The organism is Shimia marina (assembly GCF_001458175.1).
GTDB classification, from domain to species: domain Bacteria; phylum Pseudomonadota; class Alphaproteobacteria; order Rhodobacterales; family Rhodobacteraceae; genus Shimia; species Shimia marina.
Window position 1 is genome coordinate 305,734 of the sequence record NZ_CYPW01000024.1, and the last position, 20,298, is coordinate 326,031.

Sequence of the window (20,298 nt, forward strand, 5' to 3'; positions counted from 1 at the left end):
CGGGTGCAGCGCGGAGAGTTTCACAGAGATGCCGGGGTTGGCGCGGATGTCTTCGTGGGTGCAGGCGGTGGCAATGGCGGTGATGGCCCGCGAATAGGCCAGATGGTAGCGCATTGCGTCGGCATCTGTTTTGGCCGCTTCGCCCAGCATGTCGTAGGAGTAGGTGTAGCCCTTTTCCTCCATATCTGAGGCGCGTTTCATGGCGGAGGTGATGGTTTCTCCGAGCACGAACTGGCGGCCCATTTCTTTCATGGCGCGCCCAACTGCGGTGCGGATCACGGGCTCACCGAGGCGCTTGACGGCGCCGCGCAGCGTGCCGATCAGGCCGGCATTGCTTTCATCCATCACTTTGCCGGTGAGCATCAAGGCCCATGTTGAGGCGTTCACAAGAGAAGAAGAGGATTGACCAAGGTGTTTGCCCCAATCTGAGGGGGCGACCTTATCTTCGATCAGCGCGTCGATGGTTTCGGCATCTGGGACCCGCAACAGCGCCTCTGCCAGACACATGAGCGCGACACCCTCGTTGGTGGAGAGGCCATATTCGGCAAGAAAGACTTCCATCATGCCGGGCTTTGTTTCGGAGCGGATTTTCGTGACCAGCTCTGCGCCGGATGCGCCAATCATCTTGCGGTCTTGTTCACTCAGATCGGCACTTTGGATCAACTGCTCCAGCAGGGTCTCTTCGTTGCAATAGGTTGTGGTGTCGATCAGACCGCGCGCGTTTGTCATTTTTCTCTCCAGGTTTTTTGTTAATATATCTCGTTTGATTTGGTCTAATTGACTGAATTAAGGGATTTGATTATGCGTTTTGATGTAAATTGGGGTGTTTTGATATGCAAAGTGACAAAATTCAGCTGGATGCCTTTGATCGCGCGATTCTGGAGGTGCTGGCCAGAGACGGGCGCATTTCCATGACGGATCTGGCGCAGGAAATTGGCCTGTCCAAAACCCCAACACAGGCGCGGTTGCGCCGGATGGAGCGGGAAGGGGTGATCATGGGGTATCGCGCCTTGCTGGATCCGATCCGTTTGGGCATGGATCATGTGGCCTTTGTGGAGGTGAAACTCTCTGAAACCCGTGAGAAAGCATTGCGCGCTTTCAACGCCGCTGTTGCACAGGTGCCGGAAATTGAGCAGGCGCATATGATTGCCAGTCACTTTGACTATTTGCTGAAGGTTCGCACCACCAGCATGTCGGCATACCGCCATGTTCTGGGAGAGAAGATTTCCGCGCTGCCCTATGTGGCGAGCACCTCCACTTATGTGGCGATGGAAGCGGTCAAGGAGACCGGCCTCGCAGAGATGTGACTTGGTGATCTGCGCAGGGTCGTGCCAGCCTGCGGTATGCGTATCCTGTTTGCCCTTCTTCTGAGTGCTGGATCGGCCGCGGCCTCCAGCTGTCCACAACCGCCGGATCACTCCGAGGCGCTTGACCATTTGTTTGACCGCATTCAACGCGCGCCGGATCCTGCCACGGCACAGATCATTTCAAATGACATGTGGGGCTATTGGACCGATGCGCCTGACGATGCAGCGCAGGAAATTTTGAACCGGGGTATGCGCAAGCGGGCCGGCTGGGATTTGCTTGGGGCGCAGAAGGATTTTGATGCGCTTGTGGCCTATTGCCCGGACTACGCCGAAGGCTACAATCAACGTGCTTTTGTGAATTTCCTTGCGCAGGATTTTGAGGCGGCTTTGCCAGATCTTCAACGCGCCTTGGAACTTTCGCCGCGTCATGTTGGGGCGCATTCCGGTCTGGCGTTGACCTTGATTGGGTTGGGGCGTGAGGCCGCAGCGCAGGATGCACTGGCAGCCGCTCTGGAGCTCAATCCCTGGTTGCCGGAGCGCAGTTTGTACAAATCGGCCGCGCCGAAATCCGCACCAGGTGAAGAGCTTTAATCTTCGTCACTTTACACCAGACACGGAACAGCTATTGTCGCGCCGCTGACTAAAGTCAGCGTGTAGGTTGCCCGCGTGGTGGAATGGTAGACACAGGAGACTTAAAATCTCTAGGCCGTATAGGCCGTGCCGGTTCGAGTCCGGCCGCGGGTACCAAAATTCAGCGAATTTCACTTTAAAAATAAGAGATTTTGGCTCTTGTGGTGGAATTTTACCCCTCAATTAGCCCCTCATTTGCATTGCTTCGGCGTCTCGAGGGTGGGCCAGACGGTGACATAAGGATTTTGATCATTCTCATGGCGGGGCAGCATCAACCCACGACAAGCGTCCAGCCCACTAGATTCGAGATGGCTCAGTCAATACATTTGCGGATCTCGCGCGCCTTCGGTCAGGCAGTCCGGATCACTTCGGCGCCGGTGGCCATTCCTTCGGGCGCCCGCCTTCTATAATCCAGCCGATCACCTTCGCTGCGGTGGGTGGAACCTGCCGGTGCGTCGGCTTGTCAGGGTCCATCAGCCATCGCCGCACTGTCACGGGTGACGTTCCGATGATCTCGGCCAGCTTCTCGGCAGTGATGCCCAGACGGTCGAGCGCATCTCGCAGTTCGTCGGTTGTCATTGCCTTGGCCATTAATTGATCCCCTGAGTGGTCGCGCTCATGTATTTGCACAGACGGATGAGCGCCGGCAACTTAGGTTGGCAATTTTTCTCGCATCATTGGTCAGATGTATCGACGCCAAGGGCCGTGAGCCTCCTTGAAGCTGCTTTCACCAATCCAAGCATGAATAAGCGACGTCAGGCTTCCAAACCTCTGGCCATTTGCGAGTTGTTGGAGTGGCCCGAGCCAATCTGATCCGATGGCTCGGGCAGGTATTTCAGATCAGGAGCAGGGCACCTCCGGCCAAACCCAGTGTCGCAAGGATCAAGGCGAGGGCTTGCATGATCCACAGGGTCAATTCCATGCTGTGAAATGCGCTGTCTACTTCCCGTTGGGTCAATTCAGGCTACCTCGCCACGGGCCGATAGAGCGGAAAGCAGCTCGCCGGTGTCGTTGGCCGCTGTTCCGCATGCGGTCCAGAGGTTTTCGACTTCGATAGGGGAGATCTCGGCACTACGGCGCCGTGTGAAATCAACTCCAGAAATGCTTTCGATTATGCGCTCGGCTTCATGGGTCGCGGCCATGTCCCCAAAGGCCCAGACGCTTGTTTCGCCTTCCTCATGGTCCCCTGCGGGGCGGTGAAAAACTGTCAGGAAGGCCCAAGGTGTCGCGGGGTGCGTGATTTGTAGGTCGGTCATTTTTGTCTCCATGGGTTACGCAGGCTGAGTTGTCAGCACTTGCTCAAAAATACGTAACCAATGGTTACTTAGTTTTCAAGGGGTGAAATTTATCTAAGTTATTTATTTTATTATGCTTTATCCGTATTTGGGCTTATTTGGTATTGTGATGTCTACGGCGAGGGGCAGAGGGGCGGCCTGCGACCGATCCACCTTAACAGTGCGGTTGTCGATAAAGGCTTGATTGACTTGGATGCGGAAATCAGGACTGACCCAGCCAGCATATTCAACCGCAAGGATTTCGTGCGCAAAGGTGCCGCCGTTGCGACCCTCTGTGGAAACGGTACAAATCTGTCCAGTTTGAGATTCAATCTCTGCAATCAGACTTTTAGTCTTTGCGCTCCGCAACCATTTTGAAGGTGCATCCTTGTCCTGCCTTCCGCTGGCACGGTGCAGGGCATTCATATTGAAACGCCCTTGATCGTCTGTGGTGATTTCAATGCCAGCAATGACAGGCAGCTTTGATGTGCTTGTCCACATCGGACACAGAGAGTTGCGTCAAGATTTGAGGGCTATTCAGGGGCGGCTTTCCTCGTCTGGCTCGGAGGGCCGTACAATCAGCTTGCGTCTCATCTCAGGGGCGATGTGAGCTACAATGCCGCTTGTCTCTAGCAGAGGGGAGACAGCAGCGTGTCAGCGGCGACTAACACAGAGCTTTCGTCCGGCAACCATCTAAACACGTATGCGGTTCAAGGCCATCATTGCCCGGGTGGCACTCGCCTGCTATGGGGACTGAGCCGCGGGCCGTGTTTAACCTGCATCTTCATCAGGTACTTTTCCGCAGGCCACACATCGGGCCGCTATCCGCTGCTCTTCGGCCAGGTGATCCGCTGTGGCCTCTGGGGCTGCGATCATGGTCTGTATTTGCAATCCACGCGACCGAGGCCAGATCAGCTGAACGCGGCGTGATGCTAAGGAAGGCGATGTAACACTTTTGGGGGCGTCAGGCTGGCCTGCGGGAGCCGCAACAGGCCATCCTCTGCTTTCATACACCCGAGCCAATCCAGCGAGGGATGCGATAGGGTGCCGCTTGAGGAAGGCAGAGCGTGTTGTCATCCACTTCTGGCGAGGAATCGCCGCATACTGCGCAGACCCCCATGAACTACCACCTTAGAGTGGGAGATTGCCGATAGGACTGGATAACATCCGCCGCAGCGCGGTCACTGTGGGATCTCTTCAGTCTCAAGGGGATTTAGGCGCTAGGCGCAATCATCACCCGCTCTCTACCTTTGCGAGGCGATGACAGGGGACGCAAAGGGCAGGGGTAGTAAGACCCCACCCCGGGGGTGCGTAAAACGAGACCCATCCCCCCCCATCGACCCCGCGCGTAGTAGGGGAGGTATTGGATAGCCCCCCGACGCGCTGGAGCGAGCAATTTTGCAGAAAAAAGCTTGGTCTAGGTGGTGCTGGTTCGGTGCTTCTATCGAGCGTTTTCAAGCACTCGGTTTTTCTATGTTGCTCTCAGTGATGATGCGCCGCCTGCAGTCCCCAAACTTTTCGGTCGATGATTTTTGACCGCGAGGTGAGAGAAATGTTGCAATTTACTGATGTTCATTTTTGCGAGCTTCTCCCTCAAATTGAGATGAAGTGTGCTTTTTTGCGTGGCGCATGCTAACGTACCGACACGACCCCACGCACCTACGCGCGCACCATCCCCAGCACCGTTGACAGCACAGATGCAGACACGAGTGCATGCACGAATGGCAACGCATTGAAGCAGCCAGTCAAACAAGGAAAAACCGATCATGGCACCACGCAGAAAAATCCAGAGGGACAAGGCTGGACAAACCAAGCGCACACAGCGTCAGCGGATGGCCGAATATGGTCTGCAGGAAGTGACTGTGTATGTCCCAAAGGATGAGGCCGAAGGATTGCGCAGCCGGTCGAGTAAGCTCGTGGCAGCCGCTCGCGCCAAGTCAGTGCCGGACAGCATGAATAAAGAGGATGCGAAAGCTATCGAAGCCCTTTGCAGCAAGGATTATTCGCAATTCAAGCTGACTAAAACATCTGGTTCGGATGAACCCCAGAATGATCGGAACGCCCCCAATACGACCATAGGGCAAACATAAGCGCCCAAACACCGCAGATCCAGCCGTCGCGGTTGAACAATGTGGTCCCGGCGAGCGCCACAGGCGCCCCAACTGTTGCTCCTGCGCCGACGCGCTCGCCACCAAGTCCGGTGCAGCCAAAGACCGCCCTCAACGGCGCTCTCCAAGAGCCTCAACGGCTGCCGGTAAGGAGGTTACCTACTGATGATGAAATGACTGCAATGCTCGCAAAAGCAAACGGCCTAATGCGTGCACCGACAGGATAACCGTTATTATCGCTGCCAACACTTCATCACACCGGGTTACGAGACACGCAGTGCTTTCGTCCGCGATGATGAGTTTCAATGAAAAATGCAGGGAAAGGGGAAGGGTGTTGGTAGATCCACAAACACCCCTCTGTCGGATCTTTTGGGAAAAGTCAGATGACGAGTGTTTCTGATCGAGCAAGGCAACACCAGGTGCCGCGTAAGAAGCGGCGCAAATCTACTGAAAAATGGGGTTGTTGCGGCGAGGTTTGTCAGACCGGACTTTAGCCTCGGTTGCATGGTTGCAAGTAAGACGAGTGTCCATTTTTCAGGCAAAACGGAATTTGGTTTCGTAGCTTTCAGAGACGGATATCAGCCCAAAGCGGAAGTTGCACACCATCAGTTATAGAGCTTGGCCTTCACTCTAATTTTCCTCTAAACTTCGGAGATTTGTTGGGTTTGGTACTCTATCACCTAACCTTGGATCGCCCGTCTTTGGACTTTTCGGGCTTTTCTCAAAATGCTGGGCTGGCTGCGCTATGGGAGTTATGCAAGTTGATCGGTACGTTGTAACCGTTTCCCCGTCTCGACCAGGATACTCTCGCGCTTCTCCTGTAAACAGGGGGCGGCTCAAGTGCCGCAGTCGCAGATGAAATGCCCGTCATTTCACAGCTTGACCAGCTATATTCCATCAAGAATGACCGAAAATTGAAGAGAGTTAGGCAGGATGTCGGCCATTGATAATGCCGTTTACCTAGTTGGTTTTGCTGGACAGAGTTCAATGGTCTGGAAAATCCAATTTTTATATTTTCGCCAAAACTTGAGCGCCTTCTTCCCATCCATTGTGGCGATCCGCTTATCATCAAAATCTGCCCACTCCGCGATTGGGTGGCGCTCGCATCCGATCTCCAAAATATCAGTTGTGTAGGTGATCGGCCAATCTTCAATCTGGATACATTTGATCCAATCATTGATCCCTGAGACACTGGTGAGCTTGGTCCCATGAAGAGTAGCGCCAGAGAAGTTTGCCTCAATAATTCGCGCTTCAGTCAGCGCGGCATCGGTCAGGTTAGCCTTGGTTAAATTGGCCCTATTCAGCCTGATTGCAGTCATGTCGGCGTCAGTTAAATCGGCTTGTGTCAAGTCGGCGCAGTATAGGTCAGCGTTGCTAAGCCTCGCATCAGAGAGGTCTGCCTCGGTGAGATTGGCTTTGAACAGATCAGCCCAGCTGAGATCGGCCTCCATGAGGAGCGCACCGGTGAGGTTGGCCCATTGAAGGTTTGCTTTGGAAAGGTCGACCTCAGACAAGCAGGCGTTCGACAGGTCGGCCTCGGCAAGATCAGTCTCGATCAGGGTCGCGTCGGATAAATTTGTGTGAGACAAGATGGCATTAGATAGATCTGCTGCGTATAGATCTACGCGGGAGAGGTCTGCCTCAGATAGATCCATGCCTGACAGATTTGCCCCAGACAAATTTGTACCGCTTAAGTCGACTCCTGCTTCCAAAGCCATTTTGACGGCACGACCTAATTGGGTAGCGTGACTAGCATCGCCATTGCAGTCGATTTCCATTGTAACTCGGGTGAGGCCTGAGTGTCGATTTATGATGTCTACTTTGATCATTTTGTTATCCTGAAACCTATGTACCCCATCGAACCGGAGCCGACATTCATATCACTCGGGCTCTCTCAATTTCGGCCAACGGTGGCCAACCGGCAGTCATAGCCAACCTCAAAGGTGAAGACGCTACCTGAGAGACTGAGGAGCCAAGGAACTGATTAATGCAGGCAGGGTTTCACCAACATCCAGACCGTCGTCTGTGCGCAACCCAAGTCTTGCGGCGCGTTGAACAGTTTCCATATAGTTACGGGTTGCCAGCTTCATACGTAGGCTCAGCATGTGGTTCTCGACTGTCTTGGGGTTGTCGAGTCCGGTTATGTGCGGGGTTTTCGTGAATCGTAGCCCCTTCGCTTGCAGTTACAGCACTTGCCGGTCCATTTCGCTCAACGCCACCTGGTTGACAGCCTCTTCGGACCTGACCGCGCAGATGTAAGCGATTTGGCAGAGCTTGGATCATAGTTCGCTCGCGTCCAAAGCGGGCCTCATGTGTCGCGATGTCAACGAGCGGAAAAAAGGCCGAAAATCCCTTGAATGCCAGTGGTCTTCTGCGGAAAAAACGACACCCGAAGACACAAAATTACGTACCTCGCCAACTGCCTTTGCAAAATTTGAGGGCAGTTCGTCTTCATCAAGCAAGCGATAGAAATTGGATTGCCGGATCGGCTTGGTCGTGAGGGGCCCCATCAACATACCGTAGTCATCTAACGCATAGTCTTCGAGTTGATAGATGTACCATTCATCGGGCAGGCCCTTGCGCTTGGACCGATGGTTGTTGTGGATTGCGCGTACGGGCCGCGTATCTAGAAATTGGCCATGGCTCACGCCGTAATAGCCATACTCAGCCTCCATGCAGCCGGCAAAGACTTTGTACCTTGCGTCTAATGCTGGGGCTCTGGTGATCTGGATCATAACGTTAGCTGGGGCGAACATCGTTTTGTCTTGGGTATGCCTGTAGGTGAAATATTAGGTTTATAATTCAATATCTTAAATGGAGCTCTTGTGGCATTCAATTATGAAGGAGGCCGTCACCACGTAAGAGTTCAAAAGTACCACGCTACAGACCACCTAACAGGAACTGCCCGTAAAATCCCGCGCTACTGCATGCAAGCATAGGTCTTGCTCAGACCGCAATATGGAGAAATATCCAAGTGTTTGTCACTGGGCTCAGTTGCTATCTATGCTTCTCAGAACAACAAACGGGCAAACGACTATGAAATTCACGACCATTTTTGCAGCCATCGCGCTAGCGCTATCCGCGCCTGTCTCTGCTGAGGGAGCCAAAGGCACCCAAAAGCAAAGTGCGCCTGCATCCGCTGCTGGCACCCAAGAACGGGGTGCAACCGTTGGCCGCGGAACCCGGAATACAGCAAGCACAACAAGAAATAAGACTCCGCTTCTGTAACCCATGCTTTGCTGCGCAATTTATGCGCCAGCAGGTGCGATTTCTTTACCTCGTATGCATCCGTCGGGCGTTATCTGCGCACAAAGCACTATTTTGAACGTGTGACTTAATCACCTGGCTTCGGCTTGCCCCAGACCGAGCAGCAGGCACCCATATTACAGACATTATTGAATATCTGAGCCTTGCCATATGAAAATCAGCCTAAATAAGCCAGATTGCTTGATCTTGAAAGGCACAACGCGCGTTATTTCGACCGTACTGTGCATGATCCTTATTATTATCTTTGGCATCAGCCTGTTTGCCGCCTTTACAGGCTACACTGTCGGCTGGGGTGTCGCTGCTGGAGGCGTGATCGTAGGTGGGGGGATCTTGTGGTTGGTCTATCACAAGACAGAGGTGGTGTTTGATCGCCCCAGTAACCTGCTGACAGTGCGCAAGACCATGCTGCACGGAACCTGCGAAGAAACCATCCCGCTCGACGATGTCAGGCAGGCCGATGTGGATCTGAAACGGAATGAGCGCAGCAACAACCGGCTGCACGCCAGCTACACCTACCGGCTGTGCGTAGTGACGGGCGCAACCCAGAACCGGTATCGCGTTGCGTTGTCCCATGGCTATACCACAAGCAAGCGACATCTCCTGACGGCGCAGAAAATCAACGATTGGCTCGGGGCACCTGATGCGCCAATCGCTGCTGGGCCCAGTATGGCAGATATATCCGAGATCATAAGCGCCTTGGGATTTGGCAAAGCTAAATAAATTTGGATTAAGAAATCGAAGGCCTAAATCGTGTCTCAGTTTACAGAAACAACCCAAGTTGGCCTTTTTACTAGGTTGAAAAACGCCATCAAAGGCATCGGGCTTGGGATCAGCTTTATTGGTATTGCAGTCTATTTTTTGTTTTGGAACGAGGGCAATGCCGTACGTACAGCACGGGCGTTGGCCGAAGGTGCCAATCGGGTTGTCTCAGTAGATCACACGGTCGTAGATCCGCAGAACGAAGGTCAACTTCTGCACATAAATGGCTCGCTTGCTCTGGCGGCACCGCTGGCTGATGCGGCGCTTGGGGTTGTTGCGCCAGCACAAACTGTGCGCCTTGAACGCAAGGTGGAACAATTTGCATGGATCGAGGACAAGCAAACCAAGACAAAAACACAATTAGGCGGTGGTCAAGAGAAGACCACGCAATACACCTATCGTCAGGATTGGACGGATACGCCTGCAAGCGGTGCGGAGTTTCGGGTTCCTGAGGGGCACATGAACCCGCCTATGCCAGTTACATCAACAGTGATCCGACAGCCAGAAGGCAGAATTGGTGCCTTTCGCGTCGATGATGAGATTTCAGATATCGGCGGTGCGGTACCCATGCTGTTGAACGCACATCAAGTAGAGGAGGTCGCGCGCGCCTTGTCGTTGGAGCAACCAGCCAAACTGGTGGCGGGGCAAGTGGTTTTTGGTGCAGACGTCGTTTCTCCTCAGCTAGGGGATATCCGGGTAAGCTATCACGCCTCTGACATCCAAGAGGCAAGCGTTGTCGGTGTCCAGCACTACGATAAGCTGGTGCCCTATACTTCAGAAAATGGGCGCAAGATCTATCTGGTCGAAGAGGGCATGAGGACTGCGGATGAAATGTTCCAGACCGCTGTGTCCAATAATACGTTCAAAACGTGGATGTTGCGCCTTGGCCTAACGATTTTGTTGTTCTTGGGTTTTAAGGCGCTGTTTGGCGTGGTGGATGTGATTGCCGGCATTTTGCCGTTTCTGGGCTGGATCACAGCCTCTGTCACCTCGTTGATCAGTCTCGCCCTCACGCTGGTTGTTGGCGGCGCAACAATGGCGATTGCCTGGTTCTACTTCCGTCCACTTCTGGCGCTTTTCATCATTGCAGTCGCTTTGGCTGGCGGCGCGGCGAGCGCCTATTGGCTGCGAAAGTCGGCGCCGGGTACGGCCGAACAAACCTGAATAGATAAAATGGACATTGGAGTGTGACATAAAATGAAACAGATTTGCCTTTCGATTGCGATTATATTCAGCGCCGGGGCGTTGCAGGCCGGACAATTCTGCGAACTGGACGGAACTGAGATGTTCTCTTGCACGTTGAAGGGAGGCACGCGCGGTATCGAGCTGTGCAATGCCGTTTGGGCCGATGGTGCAAAGGCTGCCTATGGGTTCTTCAAATCCAACGGAACCGTTGAAAAAGAGATCCTGCAGGACATGGCCACACTCACCGCGATGCCATGGAACGGCATGGGCAACTTCATGAATGAATCTGTGACCTTTGATGGTGGCGGCGGCTACGCTTATGAGGTTTGGTGGGGCACCGAACGCGCGGCAGGCGCGACGGAAATGGGCGGGATCAATGTGCTGAAAGATGGCGCATTGATTGCCGATATTCCTTGTGATGAGGGCAGCGTAACCAGCGACCTGACCTCCCTCATCGAACTGATCGAAGCGGCGCAATGACGGGTGTTCCAAAACACCGCTTCACGTTCTCTGCGACTGCTGCGTTGGCGCTGACCGTTTGGGGCAGCGCCGTCATGGCGCAATCCGTTTGTGGTGGCGACGTGGTGTTCCAATGCGCAACAGACAATGCCGATGTCCGCGAACAGATCACAGTTTGTGCGCAAGATCAGCATTATGCGCTGACACGCCATGCGTTGTCCTCTGGTGAGATGTATTACGATACCCCCTTGATCGCGGATGCCAATACCACCTGGTTTCGCTGGGCCGAAGACGAACAAGCGCAGGTGGAAATCGGGTTCTGGAGCATAGATTTGGCCGAACCGGTGACCCTGCATGTTGACCTGCCGTGGGATGATAGGAATGAAACCGTTGCTGATACGGGCGATTTCAACATGTGGCTGCAATCCCCACACTGGCGGGCCAGTGTGGATCAAACCCTGTGTGCCTCTGATACGATTTACGCCGCGCCAGAGGGGCTGTGGTGGGCCCAGAGCGCCCGCGGTCCTATTGGCACATTCTTTTCGCAAGATGACATCACCCCCCGCGTAGACACGGTGGGAAGGGCACGGGTGACTGATGGGGGTACCACCCCAGAAGGTGTGCCTGTCTATGCGTCATCGCGCCCATCGGCCGCGACACCTGTCTGGTGGATGCTGCAGCCTGGCGAAACCATTGATATCCTTGATCGCGCAGGTGATTTCATGGCTGTTGCGATCCCAACCAACGGGCTGACGGGATGTTTCTTGCGTCCCGAAGATCTGGGGAAACCCTACACAGGCCCCTGCGCTACGGGATGGGTCGATCGCGCCCATCTGCAGCAAATTCAATAAAGCACAAACAGGCGCGCGCGCCGCTTTACTGTGCTTTGGTCACAGAGCCACCGCACCGCTGCCTATGGAGATGATAGATGAGAACGTTTTTCTTAACCGCAGCACTGATCTGCACAGCCGGCACGGCCAGCGCCCTATGCGAGGATGCGTGGTACTTGCGGAACTTGGCCTTTGACAGGGCAGGGTATTGCTTTGGCTCCAGCTTAGGCAAATCGGTATTTAGCGCAGACTGCTCGACGAAATCTCCCCGCCTGACGGACTGGGATCAACGCATGGTCAGCGCGCATAAAAAACTGGAAGCCCGCTACAGCTGCAAGATTAACACGAAAGACCGCCGCTTGGCCGCATCCTTGATCGGCAAGCTGGAGGACGTCGATCTGTTGCCGACGCTTTCAGAATTTGAATCCTCCTGTGTTGGATACACCGGTGCCCCTGTCACCATGACCAGCGGCATTGGCATGCGTGACAGCTATCCGACAGGCATCATCGCAAGTGGCGAGACGGTGCATTTCCGGTTCGAGCCATGGGGCGGGTTTGAATTTGTCGAGACAGACAGCGGCGCGGGCTGGGTGCCCGAAGGGTCAATCACCCCCAATACATGCGAGGTGTTTGCTGGATGACCCGAGCTATGCGTTCATCGCTGTTGTGTGTCTTGGCACTGGTGCCTGTCATTGCTCACGCGGACTGCCTGCCTCCTGAAACCCCAGCCCTGTCTTGCACTTTGTCTAACGGGGGACAGCTTGCACTGTGCTGGACCCCGCAGCAGGCCCGTTTGGCGTATGACAAAGCGCCGGGCGGCCCCGCTGAAGTCGTCGTTCCCTTGGGGGACGTGACAGGCCTTACTTCAAGCGACTGGGCGTCATCGACACTCATCAGTGTGGGGGGGAGCTATGAAGTGTACCTGTCTGGGCAGATAGCAGGCTTGAACCTGATCTGGGACGGTGGAGGCTCTACGTCTTACACCTGCGCAACTGGTTCAGTGAACGGGTCGCTGGCGGAGCTCAACGAAGCGGCCATTTATGCCCCAAGCTCAAAGGAAGATTAAACGTGCGATCGTTTCTGACAGTATTCGGGGCCAGTCTGCTGTGCTCCGCCGGTGTGGTTCAAGCCTTTTGCGACGACATTTTGGCGACACAGGTACTATGCCTCACCGAAGACGCGGATGAAATCAAAGTCTGCGTCAGCGCGCATCCTGAAACAGAAAGCCCTGTGCTGGAGCTTCATGTGACGCCTCAGATTTCGGATGGTCCGATCTATCAGCTGGCGGCGGATGTGCCCTTTGGCATGATGCCCGGCACGGGTGGTTTTCCCTGGGACACATATGAGTTTTCCTTTCTGCATGAAGGTGGCCGGGCTGTTTTGAGTGTGAAAACCCCAATCGGCAGCATCGATACTGCGGACGCAGAGATCTGGCTGGATCTGTTTGGACGTGGCACCGCGCCGAACCGCACCCTCACCTGCATGCAGCCCGCCCTCAGTGCGGAGCTTGAAAGCCTGCTGGCGTTGCGCCGCGTATCGATGAATGCGATGCGCACTGGCCCAAGCGTCGACAGCGCTGCCTTCTACCAGCCCAGCACCCCGATCGTCGGGGCAACGCCCTATGGCAGCTATGACTGCCGTGAGGTGGCTGGTGTTCTTAGCAACGAAGGCACCGAAAATGGGCAGATCGCGCTGTATGCAGCGCCATCAGAAGGTGCTGCCATCCTTGGCTATGCGTTTCCATCCGATCTCGGCTCTGCGTTCGAGTGTGTCAACGAAGCTGGCTATGCAGGCATCATCTGGATCGATCCCGATAAGGGCGACGGCAAAGGGGGCTACCTGTCCGAACAGGACTATGAGGCGCGTTTGGTTGCCTGTGCCATGGCATCCGATGATTGGCCGCCCAACATGGCCTATTGGGGCAACTGTTCCAGCGCATGGGTCAAACAAAGCAACATTGCCGGTTTTGGAGAGTGACACAGATGAAACACGTTGCATGTGCCGCGGCTTTGACAATCTACGCCGTGCCGGCATTTGCCGACTGCGGATCTCACGACACGCAAATCTTCTATTGCGATACTGAAAACGCGTCTCGCGTTCAGGTTTGCCTGCGCGATGAAACGGTTCAGTTCCTTGGCGGGCCAGACCTGTCCAAGCCTGTCTATGACATCTCCATGCCCGTTCGTTTCATGCCTTATCTTTCCAGCGGCATTGCACAATCCGAAGATCATTTCAGCTATATCCGTTTTTATGAAGGCAAGCGGGTTTTCACTGTGGGCGTAGATCGGGATCTGGAGTTTGCCTCGGTGGCGCTGGGGTTGGCGCATGACTTCCTGCCCTCAAACGAAGAGGCGTGCAATCCGGACACGATCGTTGATCAATTCCAGAAACTGGATCTAATCGCGCGCAGTATGGGCCGTGTCTCTCCGGTCATATCTGTGCCTAAGGTTGCATCAGGTTGTGGGGCGATCCATGCCCTGCGTCCTGCGGAGTGGATGGATGACAAAGAGGTCAGCCCAATCCACCTGAGGCCAGATCAGATCACCACAGAGGTCGTACCGATTGATCAAAAGGTGCGCGTCTGTGGTGCGCCGGTCGATGGGTGGCAGGGGGTGCGTTTTCAGTCCTATGGGTTTGAGTGCGACCTGAACGCACCGGATGCGATTGGCGCTGTGTGCAGTTCCGGCTTTGTGCGTCTGACGCAACTCTCAGAAGGCTCCGACGCCGCGCCAGAGCCCACCCGCCCACAGGCGCTTGCCTGTCAGGCTGGGGGCTTTCGGTTTGTCATGGTGCGTGCCGACAATGGATCAGTTGCAATCGAAAACGAGCAGTTGCGCCTGACCCTCCCCGAAGGATCGGGGCCCCAGACCACCACCGATACCGGGTCGGCACAGATCATGCGCTTGAATGCCAAGCTGACCCTATCACTGTCTTACGAAACGCTCAAACTTGATGTGTCCCACAGTGAACAGGGCCAGCAGTCCGGCATCTGCGTCCCCGTAGATCTGAACGACGTGTCTAAATGATCTGAAATGTACCTTTGCCACGGGCGGCCCCGTGACAGGGCTTTTTCCATCCAACCTTAAGGAATTACGGGATGATCTTTCATCGAGCTCTTGCGGCAACCGTCGCAGTTACTGTGTCATATGGATCGGCCTTCGCCACAGATCTGGCAACTATCAGCACCGCAAATTTCACCCAATCCGTCAAACAAATTCGCTCAGCCTTTGAAGCGCAGGGCTATCAGTGTGAACGTTTAGCCATCATGGATCCCGATGATGGCAAAGTTGATGAAACCGGCTGCGCGATTTGGAAGGAAGAGTTTTTCTTTTCCGGGCAAGATAAGCGCCAAATGTGGAACATGCGCTATCAGAAAGACCATGAGATGCTGATCGTCGTGTTCGATGCTCAGCCAGATAAGGACCGCGTGTTGATGATTGGTCAGGCGAGTTTTTTCGAAGAGGCTGCCGTCGCGATCTCTTCTTCGGATTTTTTGCAGGACAAGCTCTCTGTTCTTTCAGGCACGACACCAACATTTGGCACCTTCGATGCCTCTGAGGACGAACTAGATCTATGCCTGCTGATGACGGAGGAGGCGATGGTACTAGCGCCCGCAGATCTGCCTGATTTTGCTTTAGAAGAAACTCAGAGCTTTTTGGGCTCGCAGGTAAGCCCGGCAGCCATTCTATGTGAACGCTGGATGAGCCAGGAACGCGACACGGTTGTGGAGTTTGTGCAATCCGACGCCGGACCGACATATGCGCGCAAGATCGAGTATTACGCCAAGGACGGAAAAGCGCAGCAGTACATGGATATGTTGTGGGATGTTCAGGCGGTTGCGAACTGGACCCAAGGAACCGAGCACTCCGAAGGCAATTAACTGAGACCTGCTCATGGGCCTCGAGTTGTCTGATCGATGGCGAGTTAGACAGCGTTGCTATTTCAGATGTCATGATCATAACCTGAAGGCCGCAGGTTCAAATCCTGCTTCCCCAACGGAAAACCCCATTTAACGCAAGTTACTAAGACACTGTCTGGCGGTTGTGGTCGTATGCGGGCCACTGCCGTGGAGGTGCTGTGCAGGCAATCGAAACGGCAATCAGAGGGTGGCAATGGAGCAGAGAAGGGCCGCTTATGCTCACGCATACGACACGTTAGAGCCTGAAAAAAGAGGCTGTTCTGGCGCGGATAAGTGTATCTACCTCGCTGGCACGATTATGGCGAAACTGCCTCCAACGGCGCTTACAAGCAGGACCCTCTATAAGTAAAAATTGACGCTTGATTGTGAGCTTTGCGATTTTTCACTCTGTCTTGCCTCTCTCAGGAGGCCCAGCGATGAAGCCTTCGCAATTGCCTCTGAATCCGTTTTTGCGCCCAGTGCTTTGCGGACACGCATTAAGTGGTTGTCGACAGTCTTAGGATTATTGCGTTCAATTTTATGCAAGATCTCTTTTACCCGTAATCCACGAGCCTTGAGATTTAAAACGGTAAGGTTCAAATCGCTTAAGCGGCGTTGCGCGCGCACTTCGTTATCCCACCGACACATCCGGTGAAACAATACTGAGATTGTTTCGATGTGTCGCCGATTGTTGCCATAACGCAGGTCGTGCTTGCCGCTGTCGCCATCGGGGTCATACAACCCAATCACACCGTGCACACCATTGGCTTGGACAGGTATCACAACGCCGGATTGGACATAATCCTGCACCGCGATGGCAACCTCTGCAAAAGCTGGCGGCATGTCACCTTCGGACGCCATTTTATAAAACTGTGTTTGGAGGAGGGGCGTATTTGACCGCGCGGCAAACAAGAGGGCAGGGTCTCGTTGAGCGAACCCTTTCTTTTGATAGTGTAGGCGCCATTCGACTGGTAGCCCATGGCGTTTGGCGACAAACCCGTCGACAATTTGTCTCTGTGAGCCCGTGTCCAAATAGATCCCATAGTTGACTGCACCGTACTGAAATTCGTCTGCCATGAAACGGGCAAATAGGCTGAATTTTTCTTCTAGAGTGATTTGTGCCTCAAGGTCTGCCAGGAAATCTAGCAAGTCGTGCATGGTTGTCCTTGTCACTTGTTATTTTACGATCCAGACGAAAACAAAAAGAACTTTTTAAACGCTGAACAGTTCGTCATTTCTTTAGGGGGTAAGAGCAGCGGTCAAAAGGTTGACCCTGCGTCATGAGTGCGGTGTGCTTGACGTCAGAAGTCTCGCCATACGAACCCGGCAGTGATTTCTTTTTTACGGAAGTACGCAAGATTTGACCGGGTGTTTGCGTAGCTTACATTAAGAGATATTGATCTTGAAACCGGCAAGGAAAGCTGGATTGCGGACTGTTCTTCGCGGCGCTTCAGTCCAAGGAATGTTCCTCCATCAGCAACGGAATACCGTAATGTTGCCGTCACAGGGCGTTTGAAAATGGGTCGCGTGATTGCTGTATAGATCGAGTGGTCTGGTGCAAATCCGGTTGAGCGAAGGGTCGAGGCTGCGCCAAGCTCAAAAGTCATGTTTTGAGTATTTGTTTTGTATGCTCCGAGGATTTGGTCGTAGTCGGCGTCGGTTGTTGCGTTTCGAGAGAAGCCCATCTGTAGCGCGGATGGAAAGCGCCCCGTATCCAGAACGCGACCAAGTGTGACACGCGCACTTCGGCTTTCTGTTTCCGATAGCTCTGTACGGAACTGCCCAGCCGTCAGGCAGGCTTCACCGTAGGTCCATTTTGGTGAATCGTAATGATAGCAAGCATTTGCAATGAGTTCACTACTGGCAATATCATGGGAAATCGCCTGCTCATATCGTGCCGCAACTGCGCCAGAGAGGCGATGCCCTTTGGCAAGAAAGTATTGCCCTCTGACGCCGACGGACAAGCCAGCTTCAAATCCTGCGACTGCGCGGTCTTGTTCAAGAACGGTGAAGGTAACTCCGTTGATATCTACCCGTGTGTGCGGAACGCCACCGTTTAGGTTTGAATCATATCCGAAGACGGGGAGGATATTCGTCTGGATGCTGCCGGAGGGTTTGGTGTCTAACTGGCCATAGAGTGCGAGCGCGGACGGTGAAAGCGAGATTGGATGGCCTGCACGTGCCAATTTAAAGGCATGAAAGGTGCGCAGCCGCTCATCGGCAAAAGATGGACCTGACAGTCCCCAAAGGGCTGCGCATAAGATAAGTTTTTTCATGACGAGAAATCGGGTTTGCCTGCAATGAACGGGACCAGATGAGGTCCCGCTCTTCAGCTTGGGTGTATGAACCAAGTTAGTTGGTATTCAGACCAGCGACGAAGCCAATGTTAGCTTCAAACGGTTGGCCGCCGTCCGTATGCGCCACGCCGGACAGCAGTTGCGGAGCCGCATTCACGCCGTTGTTGAAACTGGCGCCGGGTCCTGAAAGGTGCATGACCGTCTCGCCAGTGGCCGAGGTTGCATTTGCGCCTGTGGTGTTAAAAGTGACAGCGCCGGTAACCTGCTGAGTTGCAGCATTGTAGGTCAGCGTGTTGGCTCCGGCCTGTTCATCGATCAGGCGGGCATTTTGATCTGGGTAATAGGCGACCAGGTCCGCCTGACCGGTTTGACTATTGACCACTACATTCACGGCACCCTGTTCGTAGGCGTTGCCATCTACCTCACCGTTCCACTGCCCAAAATACCCAACAGAGCCAACAACAGAAGTTGTCGATGCGCCCGAACTTGCCGTTTCAATGGCGATCAGATTATCGTTTGGGTCATACAGACGGTAGGTTTCAGCAAAGCCTTGAGGCCCGGCACGCACAAGGTCACGCGTGACGCTATACCCTGCAGCGGCAGTCTGAGCGTTGCCTTGGTTTACTATTCTCGTGCTGCTGAATTGAGTGGCCCCATTGGTGTCAATGATGTCGACGCCATCCTCTAAACCCACAAGAATTTGGTTGGAGGATCTGTCGGTGGTGCCAGCCAGGTAAGTCGCGCGTGGGTTATCGAAGGCCGGATCTTTGGTGACAACCGTTCCCGTCGCGGTCGCGGCCCTGGTAAAGCCTGCAGAGCTTGGGGAGGCGCTACCGGAAGAATTGCTGGATCCACAAGCTGCAACCAATGGAAGAATGGATAGAATTACGAGTTTTTTCATGTTTCCTCTCAAATCGAGCGCGCAAAAGAGCCCGTGCTTCCCCAGCTCAAGTGACAGGAAGCAAGTTTGTGTTACCAAACACGTCACCTTTCCTCATGGAGTGCATAAGGAATGACGGCGCGATTGCGTTAATTCACGCAACGCGGCGAGCCCGCGCTGGCGCTGCAGGAAATTGCAAATGCTTGGGATTCGCGAAACATGGTGAAATCACCACCCGAACTGAGAATGCCCTGATACGAGCATGCTTTGTTGTTGGGCAAAGTTGCGGGGCTATTGACGCAATGCATAGTCTACGGGGGCGTTGTCGCTTCGTACTTTCCGGAGCTAAAATAACCTCTCCCATTCATTATTGCAGATTTCTTGTTCTTGTTTTGCTCAGGTTTGCATTGTTGTTTGAAGCTTTCGGCCCCTCATAATTTCATCTGGTATATGGATGCAGCCTTCGCAATGCGCTCTGTGATTGGTTGGGGATGCTTGGCTGCTAATCTTTCAAACGCCCCAACGTACGTTTCCATAAAACGTTGCAAAGGTCAGCTTCGATCCCCAACCAGCCGTTGAAGTCATGCCTGAGTGCTGCACCCGCACCAGACCGCCCGCAGCCCAAACACGACATTGGTTCAGCACGTGCTTCAGTGGCCCGGCAAAAGGTTGGGCGGATACCATACCTTCTCTGCGGGAGCGACCCTAGTGCTTCGTCCTGGCCTAAGCGGCCATTCAAGCGCCATCAGACCGGTGGTCTTACGCTGCGTTGCCGTCGATCGTCAGCAATGAGCAGGGAAGTGACATTTGCAAAATCGCGGGGGTATGGCTCTAGGGCGGGAGGCATATGCTGCACGCGCACCGGGGAAGCTGCCCTTCACTGTAGTTCCAGTCGCCAGACATATTAGAGCGGGACCCGTGTGGACCTTGCGATCGTTCTGTGTATATGCAAGCTTCAGTTGCCTCTGCTTATCGCATTCATATTCTTCGGGTGCATTGCTTGAAAAATCCTTAGTTCATAAGCCGGGCGGTTCACGCCCGAACAGATCTCCGAGGGCATTTCTGCCGCGTAGGCGAACGCTCGGCGTTTGCTTGAGGATGCTAGGCTCCTGCTAGAGGCTGGTAGATTCCCATCTGCGACTGCATTGGCCATCCTTTCTATGGAAGAACGAGGGAAGGCAATCATCCTCAAGCGCCTAGCCATTGTGAGTGAACCTGACGATTTGAAGGCGGCTTGGCGAGACTATCGTAATCATAGGTCCAAGAATGCCGGTTGGATTATCCCTGAACTCGTGAGGCAAGGTGCAAGAACTGACCTGCTCCCCTTAGAGTCCGCGGTTTTCAGTAAGCTCTGTTCAGGTTTTGGTCCTCTTTTGACCGTTGGTGATACTCCCACGGGGTGAG

The 20,298-nt window shown here is 54.1% G+C and carries 20 protein-coding genes, 1 tRNA gene and 1 pseudogene; 13 read left to right on the forward strand and 9 right to left on the reverse strand.

Going from position 1 to position 20,298, the window contains the following annotated elements:
* A partial coding sequence (locus SHM7688_RS12245) for a proline dehydrogenase family protein (RefSeq protein ID WP_199556621.1) occupies positions 1 to 729 on the reverse strand: 729 nt, incomplete at its 3' end.
* A gap of 104 nt (positions 730 to 833) precedes the next feature.
* Here SHM7688_RS12245 and SHM7688_RS12250 point away from each other — a divergent pair.
* The 3 genes from SHM7688_RS12250 to SHM7688_RS12260 all read left to right on the forward strand — a co-directional run bounded on the left by SHM7688_RS12250 (position 834) and on the right by SHM7688_RS12260 (position 2,054).
* On the forward strand, positions 834 to 1,307 hold the full coding sequence (locus SHM7688_RS12250) for an Lrp/AsnC family transcriptional regulator (protein WP_058240205.1): 474 nt from the start codon (positions 834 to 836) through the stop codon (positions 1,305 to 1,307).
* A 36-nt stretch (positions 1,308 to 1,343) separates the two neighbouring features.
* The gene (locus tag SHM7688_RS12255; protein WP_058240206.1) at positions 1,344 to 1,898 is read left to right on the forward strand and encodes a tetratricopeptide repeat protein; all 555 of its coding nucleotides are present in this window, start codon (positions 1,344 to 1,346) and stop codon (positions 1,896 to 1,898) included.
* A gap of 69 nt (positions 1,899 to 1,967) precedes the next feature.
* Positions 1,968 to 2,054 (forward strand) — tRNA-Leu (locus SHM7688_RS12260).
* Between the two features lie 246 nt (positions 2,055 to 2,300).
* Here SHM7688_RS12260 and SHM7688_RS12265 read toward each other — a convergent pair.
* The 3 genes from SHM7688_RS12265 to SHM7688_RS12275 form a co-directional block, all read right to left on the reverse strand.
* On the reverse strand, positions 2,301 to 2,528 hold the full coding sequence (locus tag SHM7688_RS12265) for a helix-turn-helix domain-containing protein (RefSeq protein WP_058240207.1): 228 nt from the start codon (positions 2,526 to 2,528) through the stop codon (positions 2,301 to 2,303).
* A gap of 368 nt (positions 2,529 to 2,896) precedes the next feature.
* A complete protein-coding gene (locus tag SHM7688_RS12270) occupies positions 2,897 to 3,193 on the reverse strand; it encodes a hypothetical protein (protein ID WP_144432576.1) in 297 nt (98 codons plus the stop codon).
* A gap of 117 nt (positions 3,194 to 3,310) precedes the next feature.
* Positions 3,311 to 3,712 (reverse strand): KilA-N domain-containing protein, encoded by a 402-nt coding sequence (locus SHM7688_RS12275; RefSeq protein ID WP_058240209.1) that lies wholly within the window; start codon positions 3,710 to 3,712, stop codon positions 3,311 to 3,313.
* A 1,265-nt stretch (positions 3,713 to 4,977) separates the two neighbouring features.
* Here SHM7688_RS12275 and SHM7688_RS12280 point away from each other — a divergent pair.
* The gene (locus tag SHM7688_RS12280) at positions 4,978 to 5,301 is read left to right on the forward strand and encodes a hypothetical protein (protein WP_058240210.1); all 324 of its coding nucleotides are present in this window, start codon (positions 4,978 to 4,980) and stop codon (positions 5,299 to 5,301) included.
* A gap of 974 nt (positions 5,302 to 6,275) precedes the next feature.
* On the opposite strand, the gene SHM7688_RS12285 is transcribed toward SHM7688_RS12280, so the two are convergent.
* Complete coding sequence (locus tag SHM7688_RS12285; RefSeq protein ID WP_058240211.1) at positions 6,276 to 7,148, reverse strand: pentapeptide repeat-containing protein; 873 nt, start codon at positions 7,146 to 7,148, stop codon at positions 6,276 to 6,278.
* 450 nt (positions 7,149 to 7,598) lie between these two features.
* A complete protein-coding gene (locus SHM7688_RS12290; protein ID WP_144432577.1) occupies positions 7,599 to 8,054 on the reverse strand; it encodes a hypothetical protein in 456 nt (151 codons plus the stop codon).
* Positions 8,055 to 8,811: 757 nt separating this feature from the next.
* On the opposite strand from SHM7688_RS12290, the gene SHM7688_RS12295 reads away from it, so the two are divergent.
* The 8 genes from SHM7688_RS12295 to SHM7688_RS12335 all read left to right on the forward strand — a co-directional run bounded on the left by SHM7688_RS12295 (position 8,812) and on the right by SHM7688_RS12335 (position 15,699).
* Entirely contained in the window at positions 8,812 to 9,306 is a 495-nt protein-coding gene (locus SHM7688_RS12295) for a hypothetical protein (RefSeq protein ID WP_058240213.1), read from the forward strand.
* Between the two features lie 30 nt (positions 9,307 to 9,336).
* Positions 9,337 to 10,509 (forward strand): TMEM43 family protein, encoded by a 1,173-nt coding sequence (locus SHM7688_RS12300; RefSeq protein WP_058240214.1) that lies wholly within the window; start codon positions 9,337 to 9,339, stop codon positions 10,507 to 10,509.
* Between the two features lie 33 nt (positions 10,510 to 10,542).
* Positions 10,543 to 11,010, forward strand: a complete 468-nt coding sequence (locus SHM7688_RS12305; RefSeq protein ID WP_058240215.1) for a hypothetical protein — start codon at positions 10,543 to 10,545, stop codon at positions 11,008 to 11,010.
* The gene (locus tag SHM7688_RS12310; RefSeq protein ID WP_058240216.1) at positions 11,007 to 11,840 is read left to right on the forward strand and encodes a hypothetical protein; all 834 of its coding nucleotides are present in this window, start codon (positions 11,007 to 11,009) and stop codon (positions 11,838 to 11,840) included. Before SHM7688_RS12305 ends, SHM7688_RS12310 begins: the two co-directional genes overlap by 4 nt.
* Positions 11,841 to 11,917: 77 nt before the next feature.
* Positions 11,918 to 12,460, forward strand: coding sequence for a DUF4453 domain-containing protein (locus tag SHM7688_RS19450; protein ID WP_083499036.1), 543 nt, complete (start codon positions 11,918 to 11,920; stop codon positions 12,458 to 12,460).
* Positions 12,461 to 12,887: 427 nt separating this feature from the next.
* Positions 12,888 to 13,796, forward strand: coding sequence for a hypothetical protein (locus SHM7688_RS12325; RefSeq protein WP_058240219.1), 909 nt, complete (start codon positions 12,888 to 12,890; stop codon positions 13,794 to 13,796).
* A 5-nt stretch (positions 13,797 to 13,801) separates the two neighbouring features.
* Positions 13,802 to 14,845: a hypothetical protein gene (locus SHM7688_RS12330; RefSeq protein WP_058240220.1), complete on the forward strand. Its 1,044-nt coding sequence runs from the start codon at positions 13,802 to 13,804 to the stop codon at positions 14,843 to 14,845.
* Between the two features lie 71 nt (positions 14,846 to 14,916).
* Positions 14,917 to 15,699 carry a hypothetical protein gene (locus SHM7688_RS12335; protein WP_058240221.1) on the forward strand — a complete coding sequence of 261 codons (783 nt, stop codon included), beginning with the start codon at positions 14,917 to 14,919 and terminating at the stop codon, positions 15,697 to 15,699.
* A 378-nt stretch (positions 15,700 to 16,077) separates the two neighbouring features.
* Here SHM7688_RS12335 and SHM7688_RS12340 read toward each other — a convergent pair whose 3' ends face one another.
* From SHM7688_RS12340 to SHM7688_RS12350, 3 genes are all read right to left on the reverse strand, one after another.
* Complete coding sequence (locus SHM7688_RS12340) at positions 16,078 to 16,875, reverse strand: autoinducer binding domain-containing protein (RefSeq protein WP_058240222.1); 798 nt, start codon at positions 16,873 to 16,875, stop codon at positions 16,078 to 16,080.
* A 143-nt stretch (positions 16,876 to 17,018) separates the two neighbouring features.
* Positions 17,019 to 17,993 (reverse strand): hypothetical protein, encoded by a 975-nt coding sequence (locus SHM7688_RS12345; protein ID WP_058240223.1) that lies wholly within the window; start codon positions 17,991 to 17,993, stop codon positions 17,019 to 17,021.
* 76 nt (positions 17,994 to 18,069) lie between these two features.
* Entirely contained in the window at positions 18,070 to 18,915 is an 846-nt protein-coding gene (locus tag SHM7688_RS12350) for a hypothetical protein (protein ID WP_058240224.1), read from the reverse strand.
* Positions 18,916 to 19,979: 1,064 nt separating this feature from the next.
* Between SHM7688_RS12350 and SHM7688_RS20235 the strand changes: the two are divergent.
* A pseudogene (locus SHM7688_RS20235) lies at positions 19,980 to 20,297 on the forward strand (AbiV family abortive infection protein); the annotation flags it as partial.
* Position 20,298 lies beyond the last annotated feature (1 nt).